Consider the following 22660-nt stretch of genomic DNA (forward strand, 5'->3'; position numbering starts at 1 on the left):
GGGACTGACCGAGTCGTACTTGCGAGCTTCACTGACTTGAACCATCGAGTCGAACTCGGGTTTGCAAGCCGCGAAGATCGGCTCCCTTTCCCCCTCGCGCCTTGGGGGAGAGGGCTGGGTGAGGGGGATGGATCTGAAGTCGTACGCAATAAACGGGATTGTCAGGCAGCGCTTGAAGCGGAGGTTTCCATTGGCGAATACATCCAGCGCATCAGCGAATGACGGCCGCTGATACCGAGCTTGATGGCTGCACGTTTGAGATAGCTTTCCACCGTGTTGACCTTCAACTGCAACTGTTCGGCCAGTTCCGGCGCGGTGCGGCCGGCGAGCAGGCCGACACACACTTCGGTTTCGCGATTCGACAGGCTCAGCCCCAATTGCTGCAAGCGCTCGGTAAAACGCCCTCGCAGGGTTTCCAGCCCCGAGCCTTCGGCGGCCTCGCAGGGGCGCGCGGCGTCAATGCTGGCAGGCTGCAGTGCGTTGATGTGTTTTTCCACCATCGGCAACAGGACTGGGGAAATGTCTTGCAATAGGCTGCGTTCCTGCGCGGAAAAGCGCTGGGACTGACCGTTGCGGTACACCGAAATCACATAACGGTAACCGTCCTTACGGCGGGTCAGATGCAATTGCGAGGCGTCTGCGCACGCCGAAGACTCAGGCGGCGACACAGCGTCGGGCGTCGCAGTACTGTGTTCGGAGAATACCGTTTCGGCCAGCAGAGCCGGATCTTTCATCGGTTCGGATTCACTGCGGCTCGCGGTGCGCCCCACGGGTTCGACGCGCATCTGGCGAATGTGCGTGGCATCGACCGCCAGTTGGGTGCGGATGAGGTCATGCAGCATGCGCGGGAAATGCCGGCTGCCGGTACTCGCAATGACTTTGCCGATGTGGGGGAACAGGTATGAATTCATATACGTCATCCATGAATTTGCGGGTTTACAAACGTCCCGGCAGCGTCGTCTACGATCTCCTTGAACGCACAATTGCTGCAGGAATTGGATCCTATCCTAGTACAACGTTTGAGTGACGGCTGAATGAAGGGGTTATTTGTTAATAACCGCATGGCTTCTCCCTCTTGCGAAGTCCTGCGTCGGAAACACCGTGACGTCTGAGTGATTGTCCTTTCTGAGTTGACGGTGAAACGCTTTTCAGCTGATTTATCCCGTTTCAGTGTGTCAGTAATCTGTGCCCATCTTGAACGCAACAAGAACTCACACAACTGAAAAGGAATGCACAGATGAACACTCCAACCTACAACCGCCTCAACAAAGACGACGCCGTAGTGCTGCTGGTCGATCACCAGACCGGTCTGATTTCGCTGGTGCAGGACTTCTCGCCGAACGAGTTCAAAAACAACGTGCTGGCGCTGGCCGATCTGGCGAAGTTCTTCGACCTGCCGACCATCCTCACCACCAGTTTCGAACAAGGCCCGAATGGCCCGCTGGTGCCGGAACTGAAAGAGATGTTCCCGGACGCGCCATACGTCGCTCGCCCTGGCCAGATCAACGCCTGGGACAACGAAGACTTCGTCAAGGCGATCAAAGCCACCGGTCGCAAGCAGATCATCATCGCCGGTGTGGTGACGGACGTCTGCGTCGCGTTCCCGACATTGTCGGCGCTGGCCGAAGGCTTTGATGTGTTCGTGGTGACCGATGCCTCCGGCACCTTCAACACCACCGTGCAACAGGCTGCATGGAGTCGCATGACCCAGGCTGGCGCACAGATGATGAACTGGTTCTCGGTGGCGTGTGAGCTGCACCGCGACTGGCGCAACGACATTGAAGGGCTGGGTAATCTGCTGTCGCAGCGGATTCCTAACTACCGCAATCTGATGAACAGCTACTCGGCGCTGACGGCTCAGCAAAAATAAGTGGGTGGAGATACCTGTAGATGCGGCACGCTGCGATCTTTTGATCTTTTGCGAAGATCAAAGGATCGCAGCCTCGTTTCACTCGACAACTCCTGCAAAATCCCTGAACGACGCGCAAACCTGTGGGAGGGGGCTTGCTCCCACAAGGGTTATTCAGCGGCTCGCATAACGTCTTTTCCCCGCAAGTTCGGCGCCCCACGCAACGTCTCCGGAACCCCCACCCAAAGCAACACAACGGCCACCGCCGCAATCCCCGCCAACGTCAGAAACGCAGCGCTATAACCGGCGCCTTGCACGACAAACCCGGCCAGCCCGTTACTCAGTGCCGCACCGAGACCAAACACGGTGGTCAGTGCGCCCAGGCTGATATTGAAATGACCGGTGCCTTGTGTGAGGTCTTTCACCATGATCGGGAACAACGCGCCGAACAGACCCGCGCCGACGCCATCGAGCATTTGCACCGCGACCAGCCAATAGGGATCGTCAGATAACGTGTAGAGCACGCCGCGCAGAGGCAGGATCAGAAAACCCGCCAGCAGCAGGGGTTTGCGTCCCCACTCATCGGCTTTGGCACCGACCAGCAGCGCAGCCGGAACCATGACCAGTTGCGCCGCGACGATGCACGCGGACGTCAGTGGCGTGGCCATTTGCAGATTGGTTTGCGCGAGTTTCTGGCTCACCAGCGGCAGCATCGCAGCATTGGCCAGGTGAAACAGTGCGCAGCAAATGGCAAACAACAAAAGTGGCCGGTTGCTGAGCAGCACAGACAAACCGGAGGGTTGATGCTTGTCCGCAGTGGGGTCGAGGCCGCGGGCCAGGTCGTGGTCGATGGCATCTGCGCTGACGAAGTGGATGGCGATCACGCTGGCGAGTGCCATGGCTGCCATCAAGTAAAACACCGCAACGGGGCCGAACAGATAGGCAAACAGTCCGGCGAGCAAGGCCGCGCAGGCGTTGCCGGCATGGTTGAAGGTTTCATTGCGCCCGGTGCGCCGGGTGAACGCTCGCGGGCCGGTCATGCCCAGGGTGATCGCGGAAATGGCCGGGGCGAAGATTGAGGCCGCCGCTGCGCTCAAGGCTTGAGTCAACGCCACCAGAGTGAAGGACGTGACGAAGGGCAGCACCAGGCAACTGCCGGTCACCAGCAGTGCCGCGAGGGCTATCAGCGCGCGTTTGCTGCGGCTGCTGTCGACCAGTGCGCCGGCCGGTGTCTGGGTGATCAGCGCGGCGATGCCGGCAAGGGTCATGACCACGCCGATACTGGCCGGGTCCCAGTGATGCACCGCCAACAGGTAAATCGCCAGGTACGGCCCGAGCCCGTCGCGCACGTCGGCGAGGAAAAAATTGAGGCTGTCCAGTGACAGGTTATTGCGGCGATCCAGTTGATTGCTCACAGCAGCCTCACTCGAAATTGGCAGACAGCAGATGGCTGACCCGTGCCACCAGGGTGTCGACGGCAAATGGCTTGGTCAGGACTTGCATCCCCGGTCCGAGTTGGCCGCTGCCGATCACGGCATTTTCGGCGTAACCGGTGATGAACAGGGTTTTCAGTTTCGGACGGATTTCCCGGCCCGCTTCGGCCATTTGCCGGCCGTTCATGCCACCGGGCAAACCGACATCGGTGATGAGCAGGTCGATGTGTACGCGCGATCGCAACGTTTCAAGGCCTTCGACACTGTCCGCGGCTTCCAGCACGGTGTAGCCGAGCTCGCTGAACACATCCTTGAGCAGCATGCGCACTGTCGGCTCGTCGTCGACGATCAATATGGTCTCACCGGCCTTGGCCACCGGCGTAGTGGTGCTGTGGGTGGCGTCTTGGTTTTGCTGCGCCTCACCGCGATAACGCGGCAAGTAAATGCACATCGTCGTGCCTTGCCCGACTTGCGAGTGCACGCGCACTTGACCGCCGGATTGCTTGGTGAACCCGTAGATCATCGACAGCCCCAGGCCGGTGCCCTGGCCGAGCGGTTTGGTGGTGAAAAACGGGTCGAAAGCCTTGGCGATGACTTCGGCGCTCATGCCGGTGCCAGTGTCGGTGACGCAGAGGCACAGGTACTCGCCTTCAGGCATATCGAGGGTTCGGGCAGATTCGAGCGCAATGGATCGATTGGACGTTTCAACGGTGATGCGCCCGCCATCTGGCATCGCGTCGCGGGCGTTGATGCACAGATTGAGCAGGGCGTTTTCCAGCTGACTGGCGTCAACCAGCGCCGGCCACAGATCGGGTGCCGCCAGCGTCTGCAAGCGAATGCTCGGGCCGACGGTGCGCTGGATCAACTCGGTCATCCCGACAATCAGTGTGTTGACGTCGGTCGGACGCGGATCGAGCGTCTGCCGTCGGGAGAAGGCCAGAAGTCGATGGGTCAGGGCGGCCGCACGGCGGGTCGCGCCTTGAGCAGTGGCCATGTACTTGTCGACGTCCTTCAGGCGACCCTGCGCGATGCGTTTTTCCACCAGCTCCAGCGCGGCCGAAATGCCGGCCAGCAGGTTGTTGAAGTCATGGGCGAGGCCGCCGGTCAACTGGCCGACCGCTTCCATCTTCTGCGACTGTCGCAGTTTTTCTTCGGCTTGCATGAGATCGGCGGTGCGCGCCAACACACGTTGTTCGAGGGTGTCGTTGAGCGCGCGCAAGGCTGCGTTGGCACGGTCACGTTCGGCCTCGACATTGCGCCGGTCTTCGACATCGATAAGTACGCCGGGGAAGCGCAACGGGGTACCGTCGTCGGCGCATTCGACGCGGCCGTTGGCTTCGATCCAGTTGTATTTCCCATCGGCGCCGCGCACTCGGTACTGATGCGAGTAGGCGCCGCCACGGGCAATTGCCGCCGTGATCGCGCCGGTGAGTCCAGCCTGATCATCGGGGTGTACGGTCATCACCACTTGTTCCAGGCTCAGGCCTTCGCGACCCAGCGCCGGGTCGAGGTTGAACACCCGGGCAAAGCCTTCGTCCACGGCGAAGCGATTACTCGGCAGGTCCCAGTGCCAAGTACCGATAATGGCGCCGGCGGCGAGGGCAAGTTGCACACGCTCGACGTTTTCCCGGGCGACGGCTTCGCTGATCCGCAGTCGCTCTTCGGCGTCGCGGCGTGCGGTGACGTCGCTGAAAAAGATAGCAATCTGACGATCTGCCGGGTCACCGACGCGCACCGCCCGCACGTCGAACCAGCGCTCGAAGGTGTTGGCGTAGTTCTCGAAGTTCGCCGGTTCACCGGTCTTGGCAACGTGCCCGTAAGTCTCGAACCAGAACTTCTCCAGATTTGGCGCAAACTCGGTCACCCATTTGCCGCGCAGGTTGACGCCGCACTGACGCTCAAATGCCGGGTTGGCCTCGACGAAGAAGTAATCCACCGGGCGGTCGTCGGCGTCGAATTTGACTTTGACGATGGCGAAGGCCGCTTCGATGGTTTCCAGAATGGTGCTAAAGCGTTCCTCGCTCAGGCGCAGTGCGGTTTCGGCACTGCGCGAGCGGGTCAGGTCGAGCATTGCGCCGATCATGCGTTCGGCCTGGCCGTCGGCGTTGCGGATCACGTGGCCGCGGTCGAGCACCTCGGCGTAGGAACCGTCCTCGCAGCGGAAGCGATACTCGGCGCTCCAGGTCGAACCTTTTCCGTCAATCGTTGAGCGGATCGAGGTCCTGACGCTATCGCGATCCTGTGGGTGGATCTGCGCGAAGCGCCAATCGATGCTCGGGTCAATGGCGGCCGGCGGGAATCCGTAAGCCTGTTGCAGCGCTTCGTTCCAGACAATCTGTCCGCTTTGCAAATCCCAGTCCCAGACCGCATCGCGAGTCGCTTTGACCGCCAGGCGATAGCGCTCTTGAGTGTCGAAGAGCGCACGGCCGGCCAGATGTTCACCGGTGCGGTCACGCAGGATTTTCACGAAACCCAGATGTGTTTGATCGTTAGCGTACAGCGGCATCAGTTCGCCTGACGCCCAGAACAATTGGCCATCCTTGCGCAGGTGCCAACGTTCATCGGAGGCGCGTCCCTCCAGCAGCGCGCGCTGCATTTCCAGCGCTATACGGCCAGCGGCACGATCCGCCGGGGTGAAAAAGCGCTCGGCGCTGTGGCCGAGCATTTCCTCGGCCGTCCAGCCCATGACATTGACGGCGCCTGAGTTCCATTCGGTGATGGTGCCCTGCGGGTCGGTAACGACCATGGCGAAATCGATCGCGCACTCGAAGATCGCTCGCTGGCGTGCCTCGCTGCTGGCCAGCGCCGCTCGGCTGGCGGAGAGTTGCGTAGCCAGATCGTGCGGAACACAGGCGTCTGGCGAAGGCAATACGGCACTTTCGAGCGCCTGGCGCAGGCGCAGAACCTCAGCTTCAAGCGCCTCACGAGTAAGATCTTTCAGGGTTTCCACCACTCATGCCTTATTGATTTTTGTGGCAAACGAACACTACGGGTCACTCATTGACACGGCGCCTCATGCTTAAGTTGCAGCCGTGAAGCGCGGCGCAGCCTGATCTCAAAACGACTGCCCGTTATCCAGCCTGTCGAGCAGCCCCTGGCCCCGTTGCCAAAGGGCCTGTTGCTTGTCCGCGGGCATGCGGTCGAGGTTTTTGTAGAGCATGCCCATGCGTTGATTGCTGCGCAGCACATCGCCGTGGCGCATGAGGAAATGCCAGTACAGCGCATTGAACGGGCAGGCGTTATCCGTGGTGCTTTCGCTGACCTTGTAGACGCAATCGCGACAGTAATCGGACATCCGCTTGATGTACTGACCGCTGGCGCAGTAGGGCTTGGAACCGAGATAACCGGCGTCGGCATGCATAACCATGCCCAACGTGTTCGGCAGCTCGACCCAGTCGAAGGCGTCCATGTAAATGGCCAGATACCACTCGCAGATCTGCTTCGGCGCGATGCCGGTCAGCAAAGCGAAGTTGCCGGTGACCATCAGTCGCTGAATGTGGTGGGCATAGGCGTGTTTCAGGCTTTGACCGATCGCCTGGCGCATGCAGTTCATCTGCGTGTCGCCGGTCCAGTAGAACTCCGGCAAGGGTCTTTGGTTACCGAATGCATTGCCTTCGGCGTAGTCGGGCATCTTCAGCCAATACACACCCCGCACGTATTCCCGCCAGCCGATCAATTGCCGAATGAAGCCTTCGGCGGCATTCAGGGCGACGCTGCCCGACCAATAGGCGGCCTCTACGTCACTGCACAACTGGCGCAGATCGAGCAGCCCGATGTTCAGCGCAGCACTGATCCGTGCATGGAACAGAAACGGTTCGTCGCTGGCCATGGCGTCCTGGTAATCGCCGAAACCGGCCAGACCGAAATCCACGAAGTATTCCCAGAGGGCTTGGGCATCGGCGTGTGTCACCGGGTAATTGAAATCCTCCACGGAACCGTAGTGGCTGGCGAAACGCTCTTTCACCAGCGCGATCACTTCAACGGTGATGGAGTCTGCGCAGAAGTTGAGCGGGTAGGGCGGCTTGACGCCTTTGGGCAGTGACTTGCGGTTGTCGGCATCGAAATTCCATGCGCCGCCCACCGGGCTGCCGTCGCCGTTGAGCAACAGGCGACTCTTGCGCCGCATCTCGCGGTAGAAGAACTCCATGCGCAGCTGTTTTTTGCCGGCAGCCCAATCTGCGAACTCGCCGCGTGAGCAGAGAAAGCGGCTGTCACTGTGCCAATGGATCGCCAGACCACACTCGCGCAGCGATTGCTCCAGACGCCAGTCGCCGGTTTCGCTCAGGTGCACTTCGTCTGGCCGTAAAAGCGCATGCCAGCGCTGCAACTCGCTTGGCACGGCGCCGGTATTTTCAGGGTCGTCGAGGCGGGCGTACTGCACCCGAAAACCCTGGCTGCGCAACGTTTCGGCAAAGTGCCGCATGGCGCTGAACACCAGCACGATTTTTTGCGGGTGATGAGGCACGTGGCTGGCTTCCTCCATCACCTCGACCAGCAGAACGGTATCGCGTTCGCGATCCAGCCCCTGCAACGAGGCGAGATCGAAAGATAACTGGTCACCGAGGACCAGGCACAGCCGGTGGGTTGCTTTCATTCGAACGGATTCAGCTTGATGAGAGGCAAAGGAGAAGCCAGTGGTTTAGGAACCTTTGTTCAGATAGTTGTACGGAATTGTGTTTTTGTATAGGTTTTTTTGATCAGCCGGGATACGTCGGGTAGTCGACGTAACCTTCGGCGTTGCCGCCGTAAACCGTGGCCGGGTTGAGGGCATTCAGCGGCCAGTCGTTGGCGATTCGCGCGGGCAGATCCGGGTTGGCCATGAACGGTCGACCGAAGGCCACCAAGTCGGCGAGGCCGGAGTCGAGTAATCGCGCCCCGGATTCGGCGTTGTAGCGCCCGGCGTAGATGATCGCGCCGCTGAAGGTTTCGCGTACTGCTTGGCGGAAGGTTTGCGGCATGGCGGGCGCATCGTCCCAATCGGCTTCGGCGATAGACAGATAAGCAATGCCGACCGCTTCGAGGATTTTGATCGCTTCGATATAGGTGGTGTGTGGGTCTTCCTCGACCATACCCAGATACGTCCGCGCTTCATCGGTGGTGGTGAAAAGCGGGGCGAAACGCACGCCGACTTTTTCCTTGCCGATGCACTCCGCCACACCCGCGACTACTTCGCGGAGAAAACGCAGGCGGTTTTGTAACGAACCACCGTACAGATCGGTGCGCAGATTGCTGTGGGCGGAGATGAACTGGTTGACCAGGTAGCCGTTGGCGCAGTGCAGTTCGATGCCGTCGAAGCCGGCGTCCATCGCATTGCGCGCGGCCTGAATATAGAGCTGGACCAGTTCCTGAACCTCGTCGGTGCTCAGCGCTCGCGGTGCCGATGGCGGCACCAGCTCGCCTTTGCCGGGCGCGGTTTCGATGAACACGCTGACCCGATCGGTGGCGACGGCAGATGCCGAAACCGGCGCTGCGCCACCCGGTTGCAAGGCGCTGTGGGACACGCGGCCGACGTGCCAGAGTTGGGCAAAGATGACGCCGTCGACCGCATGCACGGCGTCGGTGACTTTGCGCCATCCGGCAATTTGCTCCGGTGTGTAAATGCCGGGTGTCCAGGCGTAACCCTGGCCACGCGGTTCGATCTGCGTGCCCTCGGTCACCAGTAAACCGGCGCCGGCGCGCTGCTGGTAATACTCGGCCATCAGTTCATTGGCGATGTTCCCCGGTTGGGTGCTGCGCTGGCGGGTGAGTGGTGGCAGGACAATACGGTTTTTCAGGGTGTGCAGGCCTAGCTTGGCGGGAGTGAAGTAAAGGCTGTTGTTCATGGGGAACCTTGTGGAGGGACTTATTAGACCAGTCGTCTATTGAGCGGATGAAAAAAAACGCCGTGCGGCACGCGCACGGCGTTCGGATGGCTTTTACGGGGCAGGCGTCAGCCGAGCATCTTCAACAGTTTCTCGGCCACAGCGGCGGAACTGGCCGGGTTCTGGCCGGTGACCAGTTGGCCATCGGCGACTACATGCACCTGCCAGTCAGCGACTTTGGAGTAGCGTCCGCCGAGGCGCTGAAACTCGTCTTCGATCAGGAACGGCACAACGTCCGTCAAGCCGACAGCCGCCTCTTCCGAGTTGGTGAAACCGGTGACTTCGCGGTGCTGGATCAACGGATTTCCTTGAGCATTCACAACGTGACGCAGCACGCCCGGCGCATGGCAGACGAAACCGTGTGGCTTGTTGCTGCGGTCGAAGGCTTCGATCAGGGCGATCGATTGCGCGTCTTCGGCCAGATCCCACAGCGGGCCGTGGCCACCTGGATAGAACACGGCATCGAAATCATCTGCGCTCACCTCGGCCAGACGCCCGGTATTGGCCAATGCCTGTTGGGCTGCCGGGTCTTGGCGGAAGCGGTCGGTCTCGGCGGTCTGCGCGTCGGGCTCATCACTTTTCGGATCGAGCGGTGGCTGGCCGCCGGCTGGCGAGACCAGGGTGACGTCGGCACCGGCGTCCTTGAAGGCGTAGTAGGGGGCGGCGAATTCTTCCAGCCAGAAGCCGGTTTTCTTGCCGGTGTTGCCGAGTTGATCGTGCGAAGTCAGAACCATCAAGATTTTCATAGAGCACCCTGGGGTTGATCGAGTGGCGTCGCTGCACAACGGATTTGCACAGCGACGACACCGGAAGATTGCATGTCGGAGCGCAGCATAGTTTCCAATTAGACCAGTCGTCTAGTAATTTTTTAGCCGAAGCTTTTTCAGTGACAGGTGTGGCAAACTTCCGTTCCTCTGAAATAAACGACTGGTCTATTGCCTGGTATTTTGTGCCCCATGAAAGCGACCTACGACGATACCCGCCAACATTTGCTCGACACCGGCCACCGGATGATGGCCGAGAAGGGCTTCACCAGTGTCGGCCTCAATGAAATCCTGCAAACCGCCGGCGTGCCCAAGGGCTCGTTCTATCACTACTTCAAATCCAAGGAGCTCTACGGCCAGGCCCTGCTCGCGGATTACTTTGTCGGTTATCTCGCGGACATGGAGCGGCGCCTGACATTGCCAGGGCTGAACGCTTATGAACGGCTGATGGATTACTGGCAGGGCTGGCAGGATCGCTGCACCCTCGAAGGGCATGGTGATGAGTGTCTGGTGGTGAAGCTCAGTGCCGAAGTCGCCGACCTGTCCGAGTCGATGCGCCTCACGTTGCGTGATGGTGCCGAACAAGTGGTGGCGCGCATCACCCTGTGCATCGAGCAGGGCCAGGCGGAAAAAAGCCTGCCGGCCGCAGATGCCCGGCACTTGGCGGAAACCCTGTATCAGCTCTGGCTGGGGGCGAGTCTGCTGAACAAGCTGCAACGTACCGGGCAATCGTTGGATACGTCGATGGCGACCACCCGGCAACTTTTGGCTGTTTGATGTTCAGGTTGATCCGCCTGCAGCGAGTGTCCGGCGGATCGACCCTTAACCGATGACTCAGAACTCCGGTGTGTACTTCACGCTGAACATCACGTTGCGCGGGTCGCCGAAGTTGTTGTTGCCGTTGAGCTGGTTGTAGGCAGCGGTGTAGTAGCGCTTGTCGAACAGGTTGTTGGCGTTCACCGCCAGGTCGATTTCCTTGCTCAACTGGTAGCCGAGACGGGCGCTCCACACGGTGTAACCGGCGACGTCATAGGTGTGTTCATAACCCAGCGTGTGGCTTTGGGTGGTGAAACCCAGACCGGTACTGACCCGCTCCCAATCGCCGCTGAACTGGTAGTCGCCCCAAACTCGCAGCATGTGTTTCGGCGTCCAGGTGCTGAAGACTTTGCCTTCATTGTCCGGGTCATCGAGGTATTTGGTGGTGTTGTAGGTGTAACCGGCGAACAGTTGCAGATTGTTCAGGACTTCGCCGCTGATCTCGGCTTCGATGCCTTGACTGCGGACTTTGCCGGCGGCGTTGGAGCAATACCAACCGTCGCAGATCATCCCCGATGCGAGATCGTTGACGGCACGGTTTTCCTGGTCATAGCGAAACAGCGCCAGGGAGGTGTTGACCCGGCCGTCCAGCAATTCACCCTTGAGCCCGACCTCATAGTTGCTGCCAACCACCGGTTTGAGCGTCTGGCCACTGGCGTCGCGGTTGGTTTGCGGCTCGAACACGTCGGTGTAGCTGGCATACACCGCCCATTCGCGGCTCAGGTCGTAGATGATGCCGGCGTAGGGCGTGACCACACCGGTTTCCTTCGCGGTGCTGTCCGGAAGGGGCGTAACGACGTCGCTGAAAGCCACTTGGGTCGCAGACTGGTAGTTGTAGTCATACCAGCTCACCCGCGAACCGAGTACCAAAGTCAGTGGCTCGATCGGTTTGACGCGCCAGCTGCCATACAGACCTTTTTGGCGGATGTCGTATTTGCTCGGCGTGGCGCGGCCACCCGGCGTATTGAGCAAGCCTTCGTAGCTGATTTCGGGACGGTCGTGGTCGATGTCGAAGATCGTGTCGGTGGTGTTGTTGTTGAAGGTTCGGGCGAATTTATCGTCGGACGTGTACTTGGCGTAGTTACCGCCAAGCATCACTTCGTGCTCCATCGATAGGGCTTCGAAGTGGCCGCTGAGGTTCATGTCCAGGCCGAGTTTGGTCGCGTCGAAATCCGTGACGAAGTCGGCGTATTGAATACCGCTGCCATCGGGCCTGATCCCGTCGCCGCTGGTTTGCAGACGCTGGCTTTTGCCTTTGTTGGTTTCACTCATGCGCACGGCGCCGACCTTGAACGCCCAATCATCGTTGAAGCGGTGTTCCAGATCGGTATAAAGCGTGGTGACGTTGATGTCCAAATGGTTCCATCGAGCGCCACCGTAGGTTGAGCGCGGCACATTCAGCGGCTTGCCGTCGGAGTAGCGTGGCAGGCCGCGAATCATTGGTCGTGACTCGCCGTCGGAGTTACTGACCGCCACGCCCCATGTGGTGTCGTCGCTCAGGTCGAAGTCCAGTGCACCGTACAGCGAGTGAGTCTTGCTCCATTCGTAATCGACGAACGACTGACTCTGGTCTTCATCGGCGACGAAGCGCCCGCGCACCGTGCCCGTCGAGTTCAGCGGCCCACCGGCATCCAGTTGCAGACCGTAGTGATCCCAGGAGCCGGCCTTGCCGGTGATGGTCACGGTCGGGGCATTCTGGCCGCGTTTGCGCACCAGGTTGACCGCGCCGCCGGGGCTGCCGGCGCCTTGCAGCAGGCCGGATGCGCCACGGAGAATCTCCAGACGATCAAAGAAAATCAGGTCTTGGGTCGCCCAGTTGCCCAGGGCGTAGGAGTTACGCGTGATCGGCACGCCGTCGTACTGCCAGTCGTCGATCTGAAAACCGCGCGAGGTGAGAATCATGCCTTTGCCCACGCCCTGAACGCCGACCAGGCCGGTGGTCTTGTTGGCCGCGTCCTTGAGATCGGTAAGGCCTTGATCGTCCATTTGCTTGCGGGTCATCACGGTGACCGACTGCGGAATTTCCTTGAGGGTGTGCGTGCCTTTGCCGATGGTCACGGCCTTTGCTGCGTAGGAGCCCGAGCCCTCGGTGGTGGCGCCGTAGCTGCGTTCGACGATGTTGGTGGCACCCAGTTGCAGCGCTGCGCTGCTGTCGGTGACGGGCTCGACGCTGAAGTTGCCTTGCCCGGTCACGCGTAGCTGCAAACCGCTGCCCGCCAGCGCCTTTTGCAGCGCTTGTTCAGCCGGCATCTGGCCAATCACCGCTGGCGCGCGTTTGCCCTGCACAAGGGCCGGCTCCAGCGAAATGATTTGCCCGCTCTGCCCGGCAATCGCATTGAGCGTGCTGGCGAGAGGGCCGGCCGGCAGGTTGAAACTCAGGTCTTGCGCCAGCGCTGAACTCGCCAGAGTTGCCAGGGCAACGGCGACGGGAAGGGTACGGGGCCACGTGTTGAGCACAACATTCTCCTGTTTGTTTTGAAGTGTCAGGAGATAGGAGGGATGAGAAATGAAAACCGGACACAAACAAGAACGATTTTCAAAAAAACTTTTCGTCCCTCACTGTTTGCTGATCAATGTCAGCCAGGGACTGTAACGATTCACGCGAATAGGCAGGGTTTCGGCCAGGGCGCCGAGGGTGCGCTCGGGATCGTCCAGCGGGAACACGCCTTGCACGCGCAGACCGCGAACCTCGGGTGCCACGCGCACGAAACCACGGTGGTAGGGACGCAGCGCTTCGACCACTTGCTCCAGCGACTCGTCCAGCACATTCAAACGCCCGCTCAGCCAGTCGGCGCGTCGACGCTCATCGCCGCTGGCCAGTGTGATGCTGCGCGAGGAGAGCAGCGCTGCCTGGCCTTCCTTGACGACTTGCGTGGTGCCATCGAACAAACGGGCTCGTACGGAATGCTGCAGCACCACAAGGCGACTGGCGTCCTGTTCCTGAATGACCAGAAAACGAGTGCCCAGTGCACGCATTTCACCTTCGGCAGTGCGTACGATCAGCGGGCGACGCGGGTCGGGCGCAACATCAATCACCAGTTCGCCGTGGCGCAGAATGACCAGCCGTTTCTGCTCATCGAAGCGCAGATCCACCGCGCTGTCAGCGTTCAGGCTGAGGCGGCTGCCATCGGCCAGATTGAACGTCTGTCGTTGGCCGCGCCCGGTGTGCAGATCAGCCAGAAGCGTTTCACCCAGGCGGGTTTTGCTGCCAAGCAACAGACTGCCACCGAGCAGACCGAGGCCGGCGATCATGCGCAAGGCATCGCGGCGCGAGGCCTGTGGCTGCAACAGAACCTGACGCGCCTCACTCGCCTGGCCGGGCAGGCGTCGATCCAGCGTGCGCACCGTGTTGAACGATCCGCCCAAGCGTTCCTGCAAATTGTCCCAGGCCTGGCTGTGTGCACGGTCCATCGCCAGCCAGGCGTTGAAACGCTGTTGCAGAGCAGCATCCGGCGTGCCGGCGCGAAGCCTGACCATCCAGTCGATGGCTTGCTCGCTGATCGGGTCCAGGCGTGTTTTGCTCATGGCGCCATGTCGCACAGGTAGCACTGGCGCAAGGCCTGTTTCATGTAACGGCTCACCGTGCGCTCCGACAGCCCCAGCTTCTGCGCAATTGCCACGTAGCTCAGCCCGTCCAGCTGGCTGTAGAGGAACGTCGCCTTGACGATCAACGGCAAGCCATCGAGGGCGCGGTCGATGGCCACCAGCGCTTCGATCAATTGCAGTTGCTCTTCAGGGGAGGGCGCCAATGCTTCTGGCAGCGCCGAGAGGCGCTCAAGGTAAGCCAGCTCAAGCTTGCGTCGGCGGTGACGGTCGAAGATCAACCGGCGCGCGATGGTCGATAGATAGGCCCGTGGCTGCTCGATGCTGTCGGGGTCCACTCGCGCCACCAACAACTGGCAAAAGGTATCGGCGGCAGTGTCCTCGGCATCCGCGTGGTTACGCACCTGCCGATTGATGTGTTGCAGCAGCCAACGATGATGATCGCTGAAAAAGAATCCCAGCTTGCTGGACGGAAGAGAGTGCACTGGTGAGCTTTCCAGATGTTAGTGAGAATCTCTCTCAATACTACCTGCGTGGCCAGAGCCAGTGCAATCGGTCTGTCGTGTCGGCTGTGTTTGCCGCTAAAGCGCCGCCCATTGATCGCGGTATTGCAGGAGGAAATCGACGAAGGCGCGCACGTGTTGCGGCACATAGCGACCGTGCGGGTAGAGCAAGGTGTAAGGCCTTGAGCGACCGCTGTAGGGCTGAAGCACCTCGACGAGCCGACCGTCCGCCAGTTCCTGTTCAACAATGAATTTGTAGGTCTGGAACACTCCCGCGCCATGCTTTGCCAGCGTTACGCCGCCGAGCACATCGTCTGAGCAGGAGTAACCACCGTCGGAAAACACCTCACGATCCTTGCCATTTTCCTGAAACAGCCAGGAAATCCGCCGCCCGCTGCTGGGCAGTTCGAACTGAATGCACTCGTGCTGCGCCAGATCTTCCAGGGTCTGCGGCACGCCCGCTTTGTGCAGATAGTCGGGCGACGCCACCACCACCAGTTTCGCGTCTTCCAGCAGGCGGGCAATCAGGGTCGAGTCCGGCTGAGCGCGGACGCGGATCGCCAGATCGTAGCCCTCCGCGACGAAATCGATATTGCGATTACCCAAGTGAATATCCACCGTGACTTCGGGGTAAAGCGCTCGAAAGGCTGGCAGCAGCGGCAGAATGCGGTGATGCCCGTAAGTGGTCGGCAGACTGATGCGCAAACGTCCCGACGCGGTCGTCTGCGCGCCCATGACTTCTTGTTGCGCCTCGACCAGTTGGGTCAGGGCCTGGCTGCACTGGACGAAAAAATTTCGGCCAGCCTCGGTCAACCGAATGCTGCGTGTGGTTCTGGCGAAAAGCCGCGAACCCAGGCGTTGCTCCAGCCGCAGAATCGATCGGCTCACCGCCGCCGGTGTCACCCCGGCCAGCTGTGCGGCGGCGGTGAAGCTACCGGCCTCGGCGGCGAGGCAAAACAGTTCGATACTGCCCAATTGCAAGTCATCAAAGTGGCGTTTCATAAGGGAGGGCACCGAGTCTCAACAGACATTTCATCCCGGTGTTTACTACATGAAACGGCGCCGCCGGTATACACCGACGGCGCCGTTTTCTAGTTGCAGGGACAACAGGGAATCAATGCCCCGCGCTCTGACCGCCATCGACGTGCAGAATCTCACCGGTGACGAAATTCGCGCTGTCCAGATAGAGGATCGCCTGCACGATGTCGTCAATCTCACCCATATGGCCAACCGGGTGCAGGCTGCCGAGCGCTGCGTGAGTCTCCACACCATGCATCGGCGTCTTGATGATGCCCGGCGACACGGCGTTGACCCGAATGCCGCGCTTGGCGTACTCGATGGCCAGCGATTTGGTTGCCGCGTTGATGCCGCCCTTGGTCAGCGAGGCCAGCACCGAAGGTACGCCGTCGATGGCATGATCCACCAGGCTGGTGGTCACGCTGACGATGTGGCCGCTGCTGTGCTTCTCCATCTCGGTAATCGCCAGTTGCGAGATGTGGAAGAAGCCGCTCATGTTGGTGGCCACAACCTGGGCGTAATCTGCCTGGCTGTACTCGGTGAATGGCTTCGCGACAAAGATCCCCGCGTTGTTGACCAGCGTGTCGATCCGACCGAAGCGGGCGACGGCTTCGCGGATGACGCGCTCGGCAGTCGCAGGATCAGCGATGTCGCCAGCCACGGTCAGAATGTCCGGGTCGGTAGAAGGCTGGATTGAACGGGAGGTCGCGACCACTTGATAGCCGCGCTCACGAAAGCCTTTGACCAGACCTGCGCCAATACCTTGAGAGGCGCCGGTAACCACTACCACTTTGTTGGACGTGCTCATGATGAATCCTCATGTAATCGAAATGAGTTGAGTGAACGGATTTTCAACGGTCAGACGTGAGCGCCAACCTGCGCCGCCTGACGTAATGCTTGCCGGTAATCAGCGACCGATTGCGATCCGGACAGGATGTGTCGGTCATTGATAACCATCGCCGGTACCGACTGGATGCCGCGCTGCTGATAGAACGCTTCGAGTTCGCGGACTTCACGACTGAACTCTGCAGAGGCCAGTACGGCTTCTGCACGCTCACTGTCGAGCCCCGCGTCCTTGGCCAGATTCACCAGCGTCTGGCGGTCATCCGGGTTTTTTCCATCGGTGAAGTAAGCCCGCAACAAGAGCTTTTTCAGTGCGCGCTGGCGCCCTTGTGTCGAGGCCCAAAACAGCAAGCGATGGGCATCGAACGTGTTGTAAAAATGACTGCGCTTTTCCAGGTCGAAGTGAAAGCCAATCTCCTCACCGCGTTGAATGATCATCGCGTTGCGTTGCGCCACTTGCTCAGCGCTGCGACCGTACTTGCGCATCATGTGCTCGATAGCGTGTTCGCCAGCCGCCGGCATCTCCGGATTAAGTTCGAACGGCTTGTAGGTCAGTTCAACCTCGACTTCACCCGCCAGACTTTCGATCGCTTGCTCAAGTGCGGTAACGCCGAGCGCGCACCATGGGCAGACGACATCCGAGACAACATCGATTTTCACCACGCGACTCATGATGAGGCGTCCGACAACTGTTTGCGGTACTCCGTGGTCGTCATGCCGGCGTAACCCCAGTTATCCGTGTCGACTTCCTCGATGACGATATGCGTCAGTTTGGGATCCTTGTGGAGCACCCGTTCCATCGTTTCCGTGATCTCCTTGATCACCTGGGCTTTCTGCTCCCGAGTGACGCCGTCACGGGTGATGCGTACGCTGATGAAAGGCATTTGAGTATCTCCAGTGGTCAGCCTGTCGGATTGATGGGCTGCTGTTGGAGAGAACTTTAGGAAGTTGCAGGAGGTTGATAAATGGGGTTTCAGGTACATCATTTGTGATGTGGTGTATCAAGTGCCCAACGCACAGGGTCGGCCTTCGGATCCTATTCGGCGATAAAACGACGGGGACGGGTTAAGTTAAGTCTGCCTAGACGAGGGGCGCTGCCATAACATCGCGGTCTTACGGAGCAATCGATGATCGATGAAGAACAGCTAGTGGATCTTTATGAAGCCGGCGACGCGCTGGCTGGCGGAGATAGCAGTGCAATGCAACGTTTGCTTCCGCACATAAAAAACCGCGAGTCGTACAGCGACATCCCGGTGTTGTTCTACGTCGCTGAAAACGTGGAAACACTCGATTTTCTTGCGGAAAATGGCGTGGATTTTTTTCAGAAAAACAGTCTCAGCGGTGGCAGCCTGCTGCATCGCTCGGCGCTGGAAAGTGATGATTCTGTCTTCGCATGGGTACTCGACTGGTACAAAACCCACAACTTGATCGACGTCACTGATGACGCCGGCGTTACGCCGTTGTCGGCGCTTTTGAAACTCGGCCCGATAGAGCGTGCAGGTAGATTGATTGACTCTGGCGCAAGTGTTGATTCAGTGGCAGACAACGGTCTGACCCCTGCGCGACAAGCCGTTTTCCATATGGGCGAAGAGCCGCAGGCCATTGGAGGTCTGCAGATACTTCTAGCCCATGGATTGACCGTGGGTGCGGACGAGGCCGTCTATCTGGCGGATGCCGCGCGAAGCATTGACCGGCCCGTTCTTGCCCAGTGGGTTGAAGACAATCTGCAAGCTCGATGATGTTCTTGTTCACCCCAGAACTTACGGCGACCAAGGAGCCTTGCAAACGTCAAGGTGGATGCAGAGGTCGCATCGTGTAACCTTGGCGCCGGGATAGAGAGGGATGTCATTTATGGAACAAGGAGCGGTGTCACCCCTTATGGACGACAAGCAATCACCTGTGCTGATCCAGGTTTACATGGCCGATGATGGTGGCGCTGTCCGTGAGGAACTGCTCGCGCGTCAGATTGATCAGCACACCTACGAATTACTCTCTTCACCTGGCCTGGCGCAAAACCTGGCGAGGGGGGATATCGTCTCGATCAAGGATAGAAATGCACCTGCCGAGGTGCTGAAGCGAGGCGGTAATTTCTGTATTCAAATCTACGCCGATTACATTTCCCCGGACGCGATCACTGCGCTTGAAGATGATGTTGTCCGCGAGTTGGATGGAACACTGGATGGCGTCTGCGAGGGAAGTTTGTCGCTGGCTGTTCCTGCGAAAAATGGCATGGAGAGAATCAACGGTTTTTTTGACAGGTTCCGTGAGCAAACCGGGATTCAGTGGTATTACGCCAACATCTATAAAAACCTTGACGACGATAGTGACGAGACGCTGTTGTACTGGTGGCTGTTGCCCACTCCTGCACAGGCTCATGTGAAGGCTAAGTCGTTTGTTGACGCTATTGATCGGCGTGATACTGCAGCGCTCAAGCGGGATTTCGCAATATCGGACGCTGTGGCGGATGAAATCTGCGCGTCAATCGATGAGTATTTTGGTCCCGGCACAACAGTATCCATAGCCCCTGAAGAGACAGCCTTCGATACAAACGGGCGAGACCGACCTTTCATCGATGCTTATGAAACCAATAGCAAGACGTTGGGCATGGAATGCATTCTTTGGGCTAATGGTGCTCCCGGCGAGGCGATTCTCCATCTTGAGATTTCACAACGAGAGGGGGAGTTAGTGGTGTATTACAAATACATCGGGTCTTGATCCAAACCACCATCTCAAGCTGAAATTACAGGTGATCTCGCCGATTTGCTTGGAGCGGTGTTTGCAGGGCAATCAACCAGAATTTCGAGGTCATGATGTCCTGGACGAATTCTGACCAGGTTGATTGGAGGCTTTAATGAGTTATTACGTGCTTTCGCAATTGGAGGACGTTGGCTGTCCCGTCGGGATTTTGCATGGCGACCTTTTTGACAAATTTTATCCAGACACAAAAGATGTGAAATTCGGTTTTTTTCCATGGTATGCAGAAAGGGCAAAGGCCGGCCCGCGCACGCCTTTTCCGCAGGGGATGGTTCTTATTTCCAGGGATGAATACTACGATTTTGATATCAGAAGTATTTCGCGTTTTTTCTACGTGGTCAGTGATGCGTTTCTGGCGGTCTGTCGCAAGACGAACGTCAATATTATCGACAGCGTCAGGATTGAAGTGCTGTCAGAGGCTGGGAAGCGTATTTCAGAAAAAAATTATAATGCCGTGTTGTTTGATGAGCTGGACGTTCGAACGAACTGCGATCCGGCATCAACATTTGTCGAAGAAAACGGCCGGCCGGTCAGGTTCAAAAAGCTGGTACTTCCACCTGAGTGGGGTCTGGATCTGTTCAAGTACCGCAGACTGATTTCCGGTAGCGATAGTCTGGTCTGTTCTCAGGCGTTCAGGGAGTTGGCAGAAAGCTTTAAAGGCATTGGGTTTACCCCATTGGACGAGGTTCTATGGTCTGGGATAAGGCGAATTTAAGAAGGTTTCTGGTGATATCTTTTTAATAGTCAGTTCAGGATGGATACGGGGCGATATGGAATACTACGTGCTCTCTCAAAAGGAAGAGTCTGGCTGTCCGCGTGGCTTATTGAACGCGAATTTATACGATAAGTTCTATCCCGATGCGGAAAGCGTGCAATTTGGCTTCTTTCCTTGGTATGCGGAGAAAATAAACTACACATTTCATACCCCGTATCCGGAAGGAATGGTGCTGATATCGAAGGATCGGTTCTATGATTTCGATATCCGCAGTGTTTCGCGTTTTTATATAGTCAGTGACGATTTTTTGTCAGTTTGCGCGGAGCTTGATGTCGCAATCGCGGATCGCGTGGTAATCGATGTGGTATCAACCAAGGGAGAGCCTGTATCCGTCAAAAGCTACAATGCGGTCCTTTTTGAAGAGCTTGATGCCCGCTCTGATACAGGGTTGGGCTCGACATTTGTTGAAGAAGATGGATTGATTTTCAGATTCAAAAAGTTAGTGTTGCCTGAGGTATTCAAGCAAGACTTGTTCAAGTTCAAAGGAATGATTTCCGGTAGTAATACGTTGATTTGTTCCAGCGCTTTCAAAGCACGGGCGGCGGGGCTTAAAGGCGTTGAGTTCATACCGTTGGAAGGCGTGCTCTGGTCGGCTGTCAAGCCAATTTGAAATAGGGACCTAATGATGCAAAAAGCTGATTGTGCAATTCCTGACGCATCGCAACAGCAGGTGTGTGCCAGGTATGGGCTGACGCCACACCCTCCCGAGGAGGTGGTTGCCATTGCATTGAATACTCTCCACAAGTCGCCGATTTACGGATCGAGAGTCCAATTGCCTGAGGGTGGCACGGTCAGTTGGTTCATTCACTGCGGTGAGCACTCGCCAGCCAGCGGCTTCTATCAAACGCTGCACACCAGCCATTTGGTCGATGAATTACCGCAAGTGCTGAAGTATCTTTTTCTGCCCGCAGGTTCCAGGTTCATTATCGACAGAGAAGGTTACGAAGACGTTTGGATGGTGGGAGTTGAATCCTCTTCGGACTGAAATGTCGAGCGTCTTGACGCCAGTGAAAGCTTCCCTTTGAGCACGGATATGACTGATATTTTTCACAAGATTATTTTCAAGTTAACGCCTGACGAAGATGATTACCCTCCCTTTTCGGTTGAATCGGTATGGGGCATCTACCGAGGGAAGGACGTTTACGAAATAGACAACACACCTTATTACGTTCATGGCGTCAGTAAAGGTGATCGTGTGCAGGTACAACTGGATGGCGAGGAGCGGATAGCTGCCCGTGTGGTGAGTCAAGGCGGGCACTCGACAATCAGGGTTTTCGCGAGTAATCCGGGCGAGAAAGCAAAGATAATCACCCGGTTGCAAGAATATGGTGCGTTCTGTTTATCAACTCGCGGTCTATCGTTGTTTGCTGTGGATATTCCCGCAAGCTGTGATTTTTCCACGATCGACAGTTATCTGTCGTCAATTGCTGATGGCGAAAATATCGCCTATGAAGACGCGTGTCTGCAGCACTACCCGATAGAGCCATCTCGCGTACTGGAGTGCTCGTCGTTGGCTTCCATACCCTGCCTGTTACATTGAACATAAGGATGTAAATGGAGAAGGTATTTTTCAAGTTATTGGTCGAAGATGACTATCCACCGGTTTCAAGCGAGAGCCTGTGGGCTGAGAGATTGGACTCGGGCTCATTTATCGTGAAGAACATTCCGTTTTACACACGGGAAGTTTGTCTTGATGACGAGATTTCGGTAAGCCCCGTGGTGAACGCTGAGTACCAATTTGAGAAAGTCATAAAAAATACCGGCAACAGTACCCTTCGTATCATTTTTTTCGAGGCGGGTGAGCCATGGATTTCCAGTGTTTTGGAAGATCTGGTTGCTAGAGGCTGCGCATGGGAAGGTATGAGCAAAAAGTTCTTCTCCATCAACGTTCCTGCCGACGTTTCCCTTGACGATGTGCTGAGTGTATTGGCCGAGAAAGAAGCAAAGGGATGGCTGGATTATGAGTCTGGAATGCTTCGCCAATAAAAACTCCTTTTGAGCCTTATCAACGATGAAGAAATTCAACACGTTCACCGTACACGGAACCGCCGTTGGCAGTGAGAACAGCATCCGCCTCGATGATATTTCGATCCTTGCTGACCCCGAAACCATCAGGGCGCTTGGCGCTTTTCTAATCCGCGCCGCCGATGAAATGGCAGTTGAAGGCGTGGAGCATGTACATCTTCAAGACCTCGTAGAGAACTTCAGTCATGAAGACCACGTAGACGTGATTGTCCTTAACGGCAATCTCATAAAAATCGCCTAGGTCCAGACGTTGCAGTCAGTAATGTATGCGTTCGACAACTTTTTTTATTTCCGCAATTGAATGCGACTTTCAGAACAGTGACCGCTTCGCCACGCTGCCGCCAAAAAAAGGTCACGCATACTTTTGAATATTTCAGTCTGCAAGCCATGAAGGGTGCTCAGAAACAGGGAAGAGCCCGAGTGCATTCAATCGCTTGATATCGACTTTGGCGCGAACGCTCTGAGCAGTGCCTGCCT

Annotated in this window: 22 protein-coding genes and 1 pseudogene; 10 read left to right on the plus strand and 13 right to left on the minus strand. The window is 57.8% G+C overall.

The window, feature by feature from the left end; all coding sequences use genetic code 11:
- Positions 1-161 precede the first annotated feature (161 nt).
- Positions 162-911, minus strand: a complete 750-nt coding sequence (locus tag KI231_RS12500) for a helix-turn-helix transcriptional regulator (RefSeq protein ID WP_103303539.1) — start codon at positions 909-911, stop codon at positions 162-164.
- A gap of 326 nt (positions 912-1237) precedes the next feature.
- On the opposite strand from KI231_RS12500, the gene ycaC reads away from it, so the two are divergent.
- Entirely contained in the window at positions 1238-1870 is a 633-nt protein-coding gene (gene ycaC / locus KI231_RS12505) for an isochorismate family cysteine hydrolase YcaC (protein WP_213028425.1), read from the plus strand.
- 149 nt (positions 1871-2019) lie between these two features.
- Here ycaC and KI231_RS12510 read toward each other — a convergent pair whose 3' ends face one another.
- The 5 genes from KI231_RS12510 to KI231_RS12530 form a co-directional block, all read right to left on the minus strand.
- A complete protein-coding gene (locus KI231_RS12510; RefSeq protein WP_213028426.1) occupies positions 2020-3264 on the minus strand; it encodes an MFS transporter in 1245 nt (414 codons plus the stop codon).
- Between the two features lie 7 nt (positions 3265-3271).
- A complete protein-coding gene (locus tag KI231_RS12515) occupies positions 3272-6184 on the minus strand; it encodes a PAS domain-containing hybrid sensor histidine kinase/response regulator (protein ID WP_213028775.1) in 2913 nt (970 codons plus the stop codon).
- 153 nt (positions 6185-6337) lie between these two features.
- Positions 6338-7876 (minus strand): cryptochrome/photolyase family protein, encoded by a 1539-nt coding sequence (locus KI231_RS12520; protein ID WP_213028427.1) that lies wholly within the window; start codon positions 7874-7876, stop codon positions 6338-6340.
- Positions 7877-7979: 103 nt separating this feature from the next.
- Positions 7980-9104 (minus strand): alkene reductase, encoded by a 1125-nt coding sequence (locus tag KI231_RS12525; RefSeq protein WP_213028428.1) that lies wholly within the window; start codon positions 9102-9104, stop codon positions 7980-7982.
- 107 nt (positions 9105-9211) lie between these two features.
- Positions 9212-9889 carry a type 1 glutamine amidotransferase domain-containing protein gene (locus KI231_RS12530; protein WP_213028429.1) on the minus strand — a complete coding sequence of 226 codons (678 nt, stop codon included), beginning with the start codon at positions 9887-9889 and terminating at the stop codon, positions 9212-9214.
- A 210-nt stretch (positions 9890-10099) separates the two neighbouring features.
- Here KI231_RS12530 and curR point away from each other — a divergent pair, with 210 nt between their 5' ends.
- Positions 10100-10684, plus strand: coding sequence for a TetR family transcriptional repressor CurR (gene curR / locus KI231_RS12535; protein ID WP_103303547.1), 585 nt, complete (start codon positions 10100-10102; stop codon positions 10682-10684).
- A 57-nt stretch (positions 10685-10741) separates the two neighbouring features.
- Here curR and KI231_RS12540 read toward each other — a convergent pair whose 3' ends face one another.
- From KI231_RS12540 to KI231_RS12570, 7 genes are all read right to left on the minus strand, one after another.
- On the minus strand, positions 10742-13180 hold the full coding sequence (locus KI231_RS12540) for a TonB-dependent siderophore receptor (RefSeq protein WP_213028430.1): 2439 nt from the start codon (positions 13178-13180) through the stop codon (positions 10742-10744).
- 99 nt (positions 13181-13279) lie between these two features.
- On the minus strand, positions 13280-14248 hold the full coding sequence (locus tag KI231_RS12545; RefSeq protein ID WP_213028431.1) for a FecR family protein: 969 nt from the start codon (positions 14246-14248) through the stop codon (positions 13280-13282).
- Positions 14245-14751 carry a sigma-70 family RNA polymerase sigma factor gene (locus tag KI231_RS12550; RefSeq protein WP_103303550.1) on the minus strand — a complete coding sequence of 169 codons (507 nt, stop codon included), beginning with the start codon at positions 14749-14751 and terminating at the stop codon, positions 14245-14247. Before KI231_RS12550 ends, KI231_RS12545 begins: the two co-directional genes overlap by 4 nt.
- Before the next feature lie 96 nt (positions 14752-14847).
- Positions 14848-15771 carry a LysR family transcriptional regulator gene (locus tag KI231_RS12555; RefSeq protein WP_213028432.1) on the minus strand — a complete coding sequence of 308 codons (924 nt, stop codon included), beginning with the start codon at positions 15769-15771 and terminating at the stop codon, positions 14848-14850.
- A gap of 112 nt (positions 15772-15883) precedes the next feature.
- A complete protein-coding gene (locus KI231_RS12560; protein WP_103303552.1) occupies positions 15884-16594 on the minus strand; it encodes an SDR family NAD(P)-dependent oxidoreductase in 711 nt (236 codons plus the stop codon).
- 50 nt (positions 16595-16644) lie between these two features.
- Positions 16645-17301 carry a DsbA family oxidoreductase gene (locus KI231_RS12565; RefSeq protein WP_213028433.1) on the minus strand — a complete coding sequence of 219 codons (657 nt, stop codon included), beginning with the start codon at positions 17299-17301 and terminating at the stop codon, positions 16645-16647.
- On the minus strand, positions 17298-17513 hold the full coding sequence (locus tag KI231_RS12570) for a tautomerase family protein (RefSeq protein ID WP_103303554.1): 216 nt from the start codon (positions 17511-17513) through the stop codon (positions 17298-17300). Before KI231_RS12570 ends, KI231_RS12565 begins: the two co-directional genes overlap by 4 nt.
- Before the next feature lie 243 nt (positions 17514-17756).
- Here KI231_RS12570 and KI231_RS12575 point away from each other — a divergent pair, with 243 nt between their 5' ends.
- The 8 genes and pseudogenes from KI231_RS12575 (at position 17757) to KI231_RS12615 (ending at position 22424) form a co-directional block, all read left to right on the plus strand.
- Complete coding sequence (locus KI231_RS12575) at positions 17757-18368, plus strand: ankyrin repeat domain-containing protein (RefSeq protein WP_103303555.1); 612 nt, start codon at positions 17757-17759, stop codon at positions 18366-18368.
- Between the two features lie 139 nt (positions 18369-18507).
- A pseudogene (locus KI231_RS12580) lies at positions 18508-18981 on the plus strand (DUF4265 domain-containing protein); the annotation flags it as partial.
- A gap of 499 nt (positions 18982-19480) precedes the next feature.
- Entirely contained in the window at positions 19481-20098 is a 618-nt protein-coding gene (locus KI231_RS12590; protein WP_213028434.1) for a hypothetical protein, read from the plus strand.
- 55 nt (positions 20099-20153) lie between these two features.
- Entirely contained in the window at positions 20154-20768 is a 615-nt protein-coding gene (locus tag KI231_RS12595) for an Imm43 family immunity protein (protein ID WP_213028435.1), read from the plus strand.
- A 15-nt stretch (positions 20769-20783) separates the two neighbouring features.
- On the plus strand, positions 20784-21143 hold the full coding sequence (locus KI231_RS12600; RefSeq protein ID WP_103303559.1) for an immunity protein Imm33 domain-containing protein: 360 nt from the start codon (positions 20784-20786) through the stop codon (positions 21141-21143).
- A 48-nt stretch (positions 21144-21191) separates the two neighbouring features.
- Positions 21192-21698 carry a DUF4265 domain-containing protein gene (locus KI231_RS12605; protein ID WP_213028436.1) on the plus strand — a complete coding sequence of 169 codons (507 nt, stop codon included), beginning with the start codon at positions 21192-21194 and terminating at the stop codon, positions 21696-21698.
- Between the two features lie 14 nt (positions 21699-21712).
- Positions 21713-22144, plus strand: a complete 432-nt coding sequence (locus KI231_RS12610) for a DUF4265 domain-containing protein (protein WP_103303561.1) — start codon at positions 21713-21715, stop codon at positions 22142-22144.
- Between the two features lie 25 nt (positions 22145-22169).
- Positions 22170-22424, plus strand: coding sequence for an Imm32 family immunity protein (locus KI231_RS12615; RefSeq protein ID WP_213028437.1), 255 nt, complete (start codon positions 22170-22172; stop codon positions 22422-22424).
- The last annotated feature ends 236 nt before the right edge of the window (positions 22425-22660 follow it).

This window comes from Pseudomonas sp. Seg1, from assembly GCF_018326005.1.
In the GTDB taxonomy this organism is placed as follows: Bacteria; Pseudomonadota; Gammaproteobacteria; order Pseudomonadales; family Pseudomonadaceae; genus Aquipseudomonas.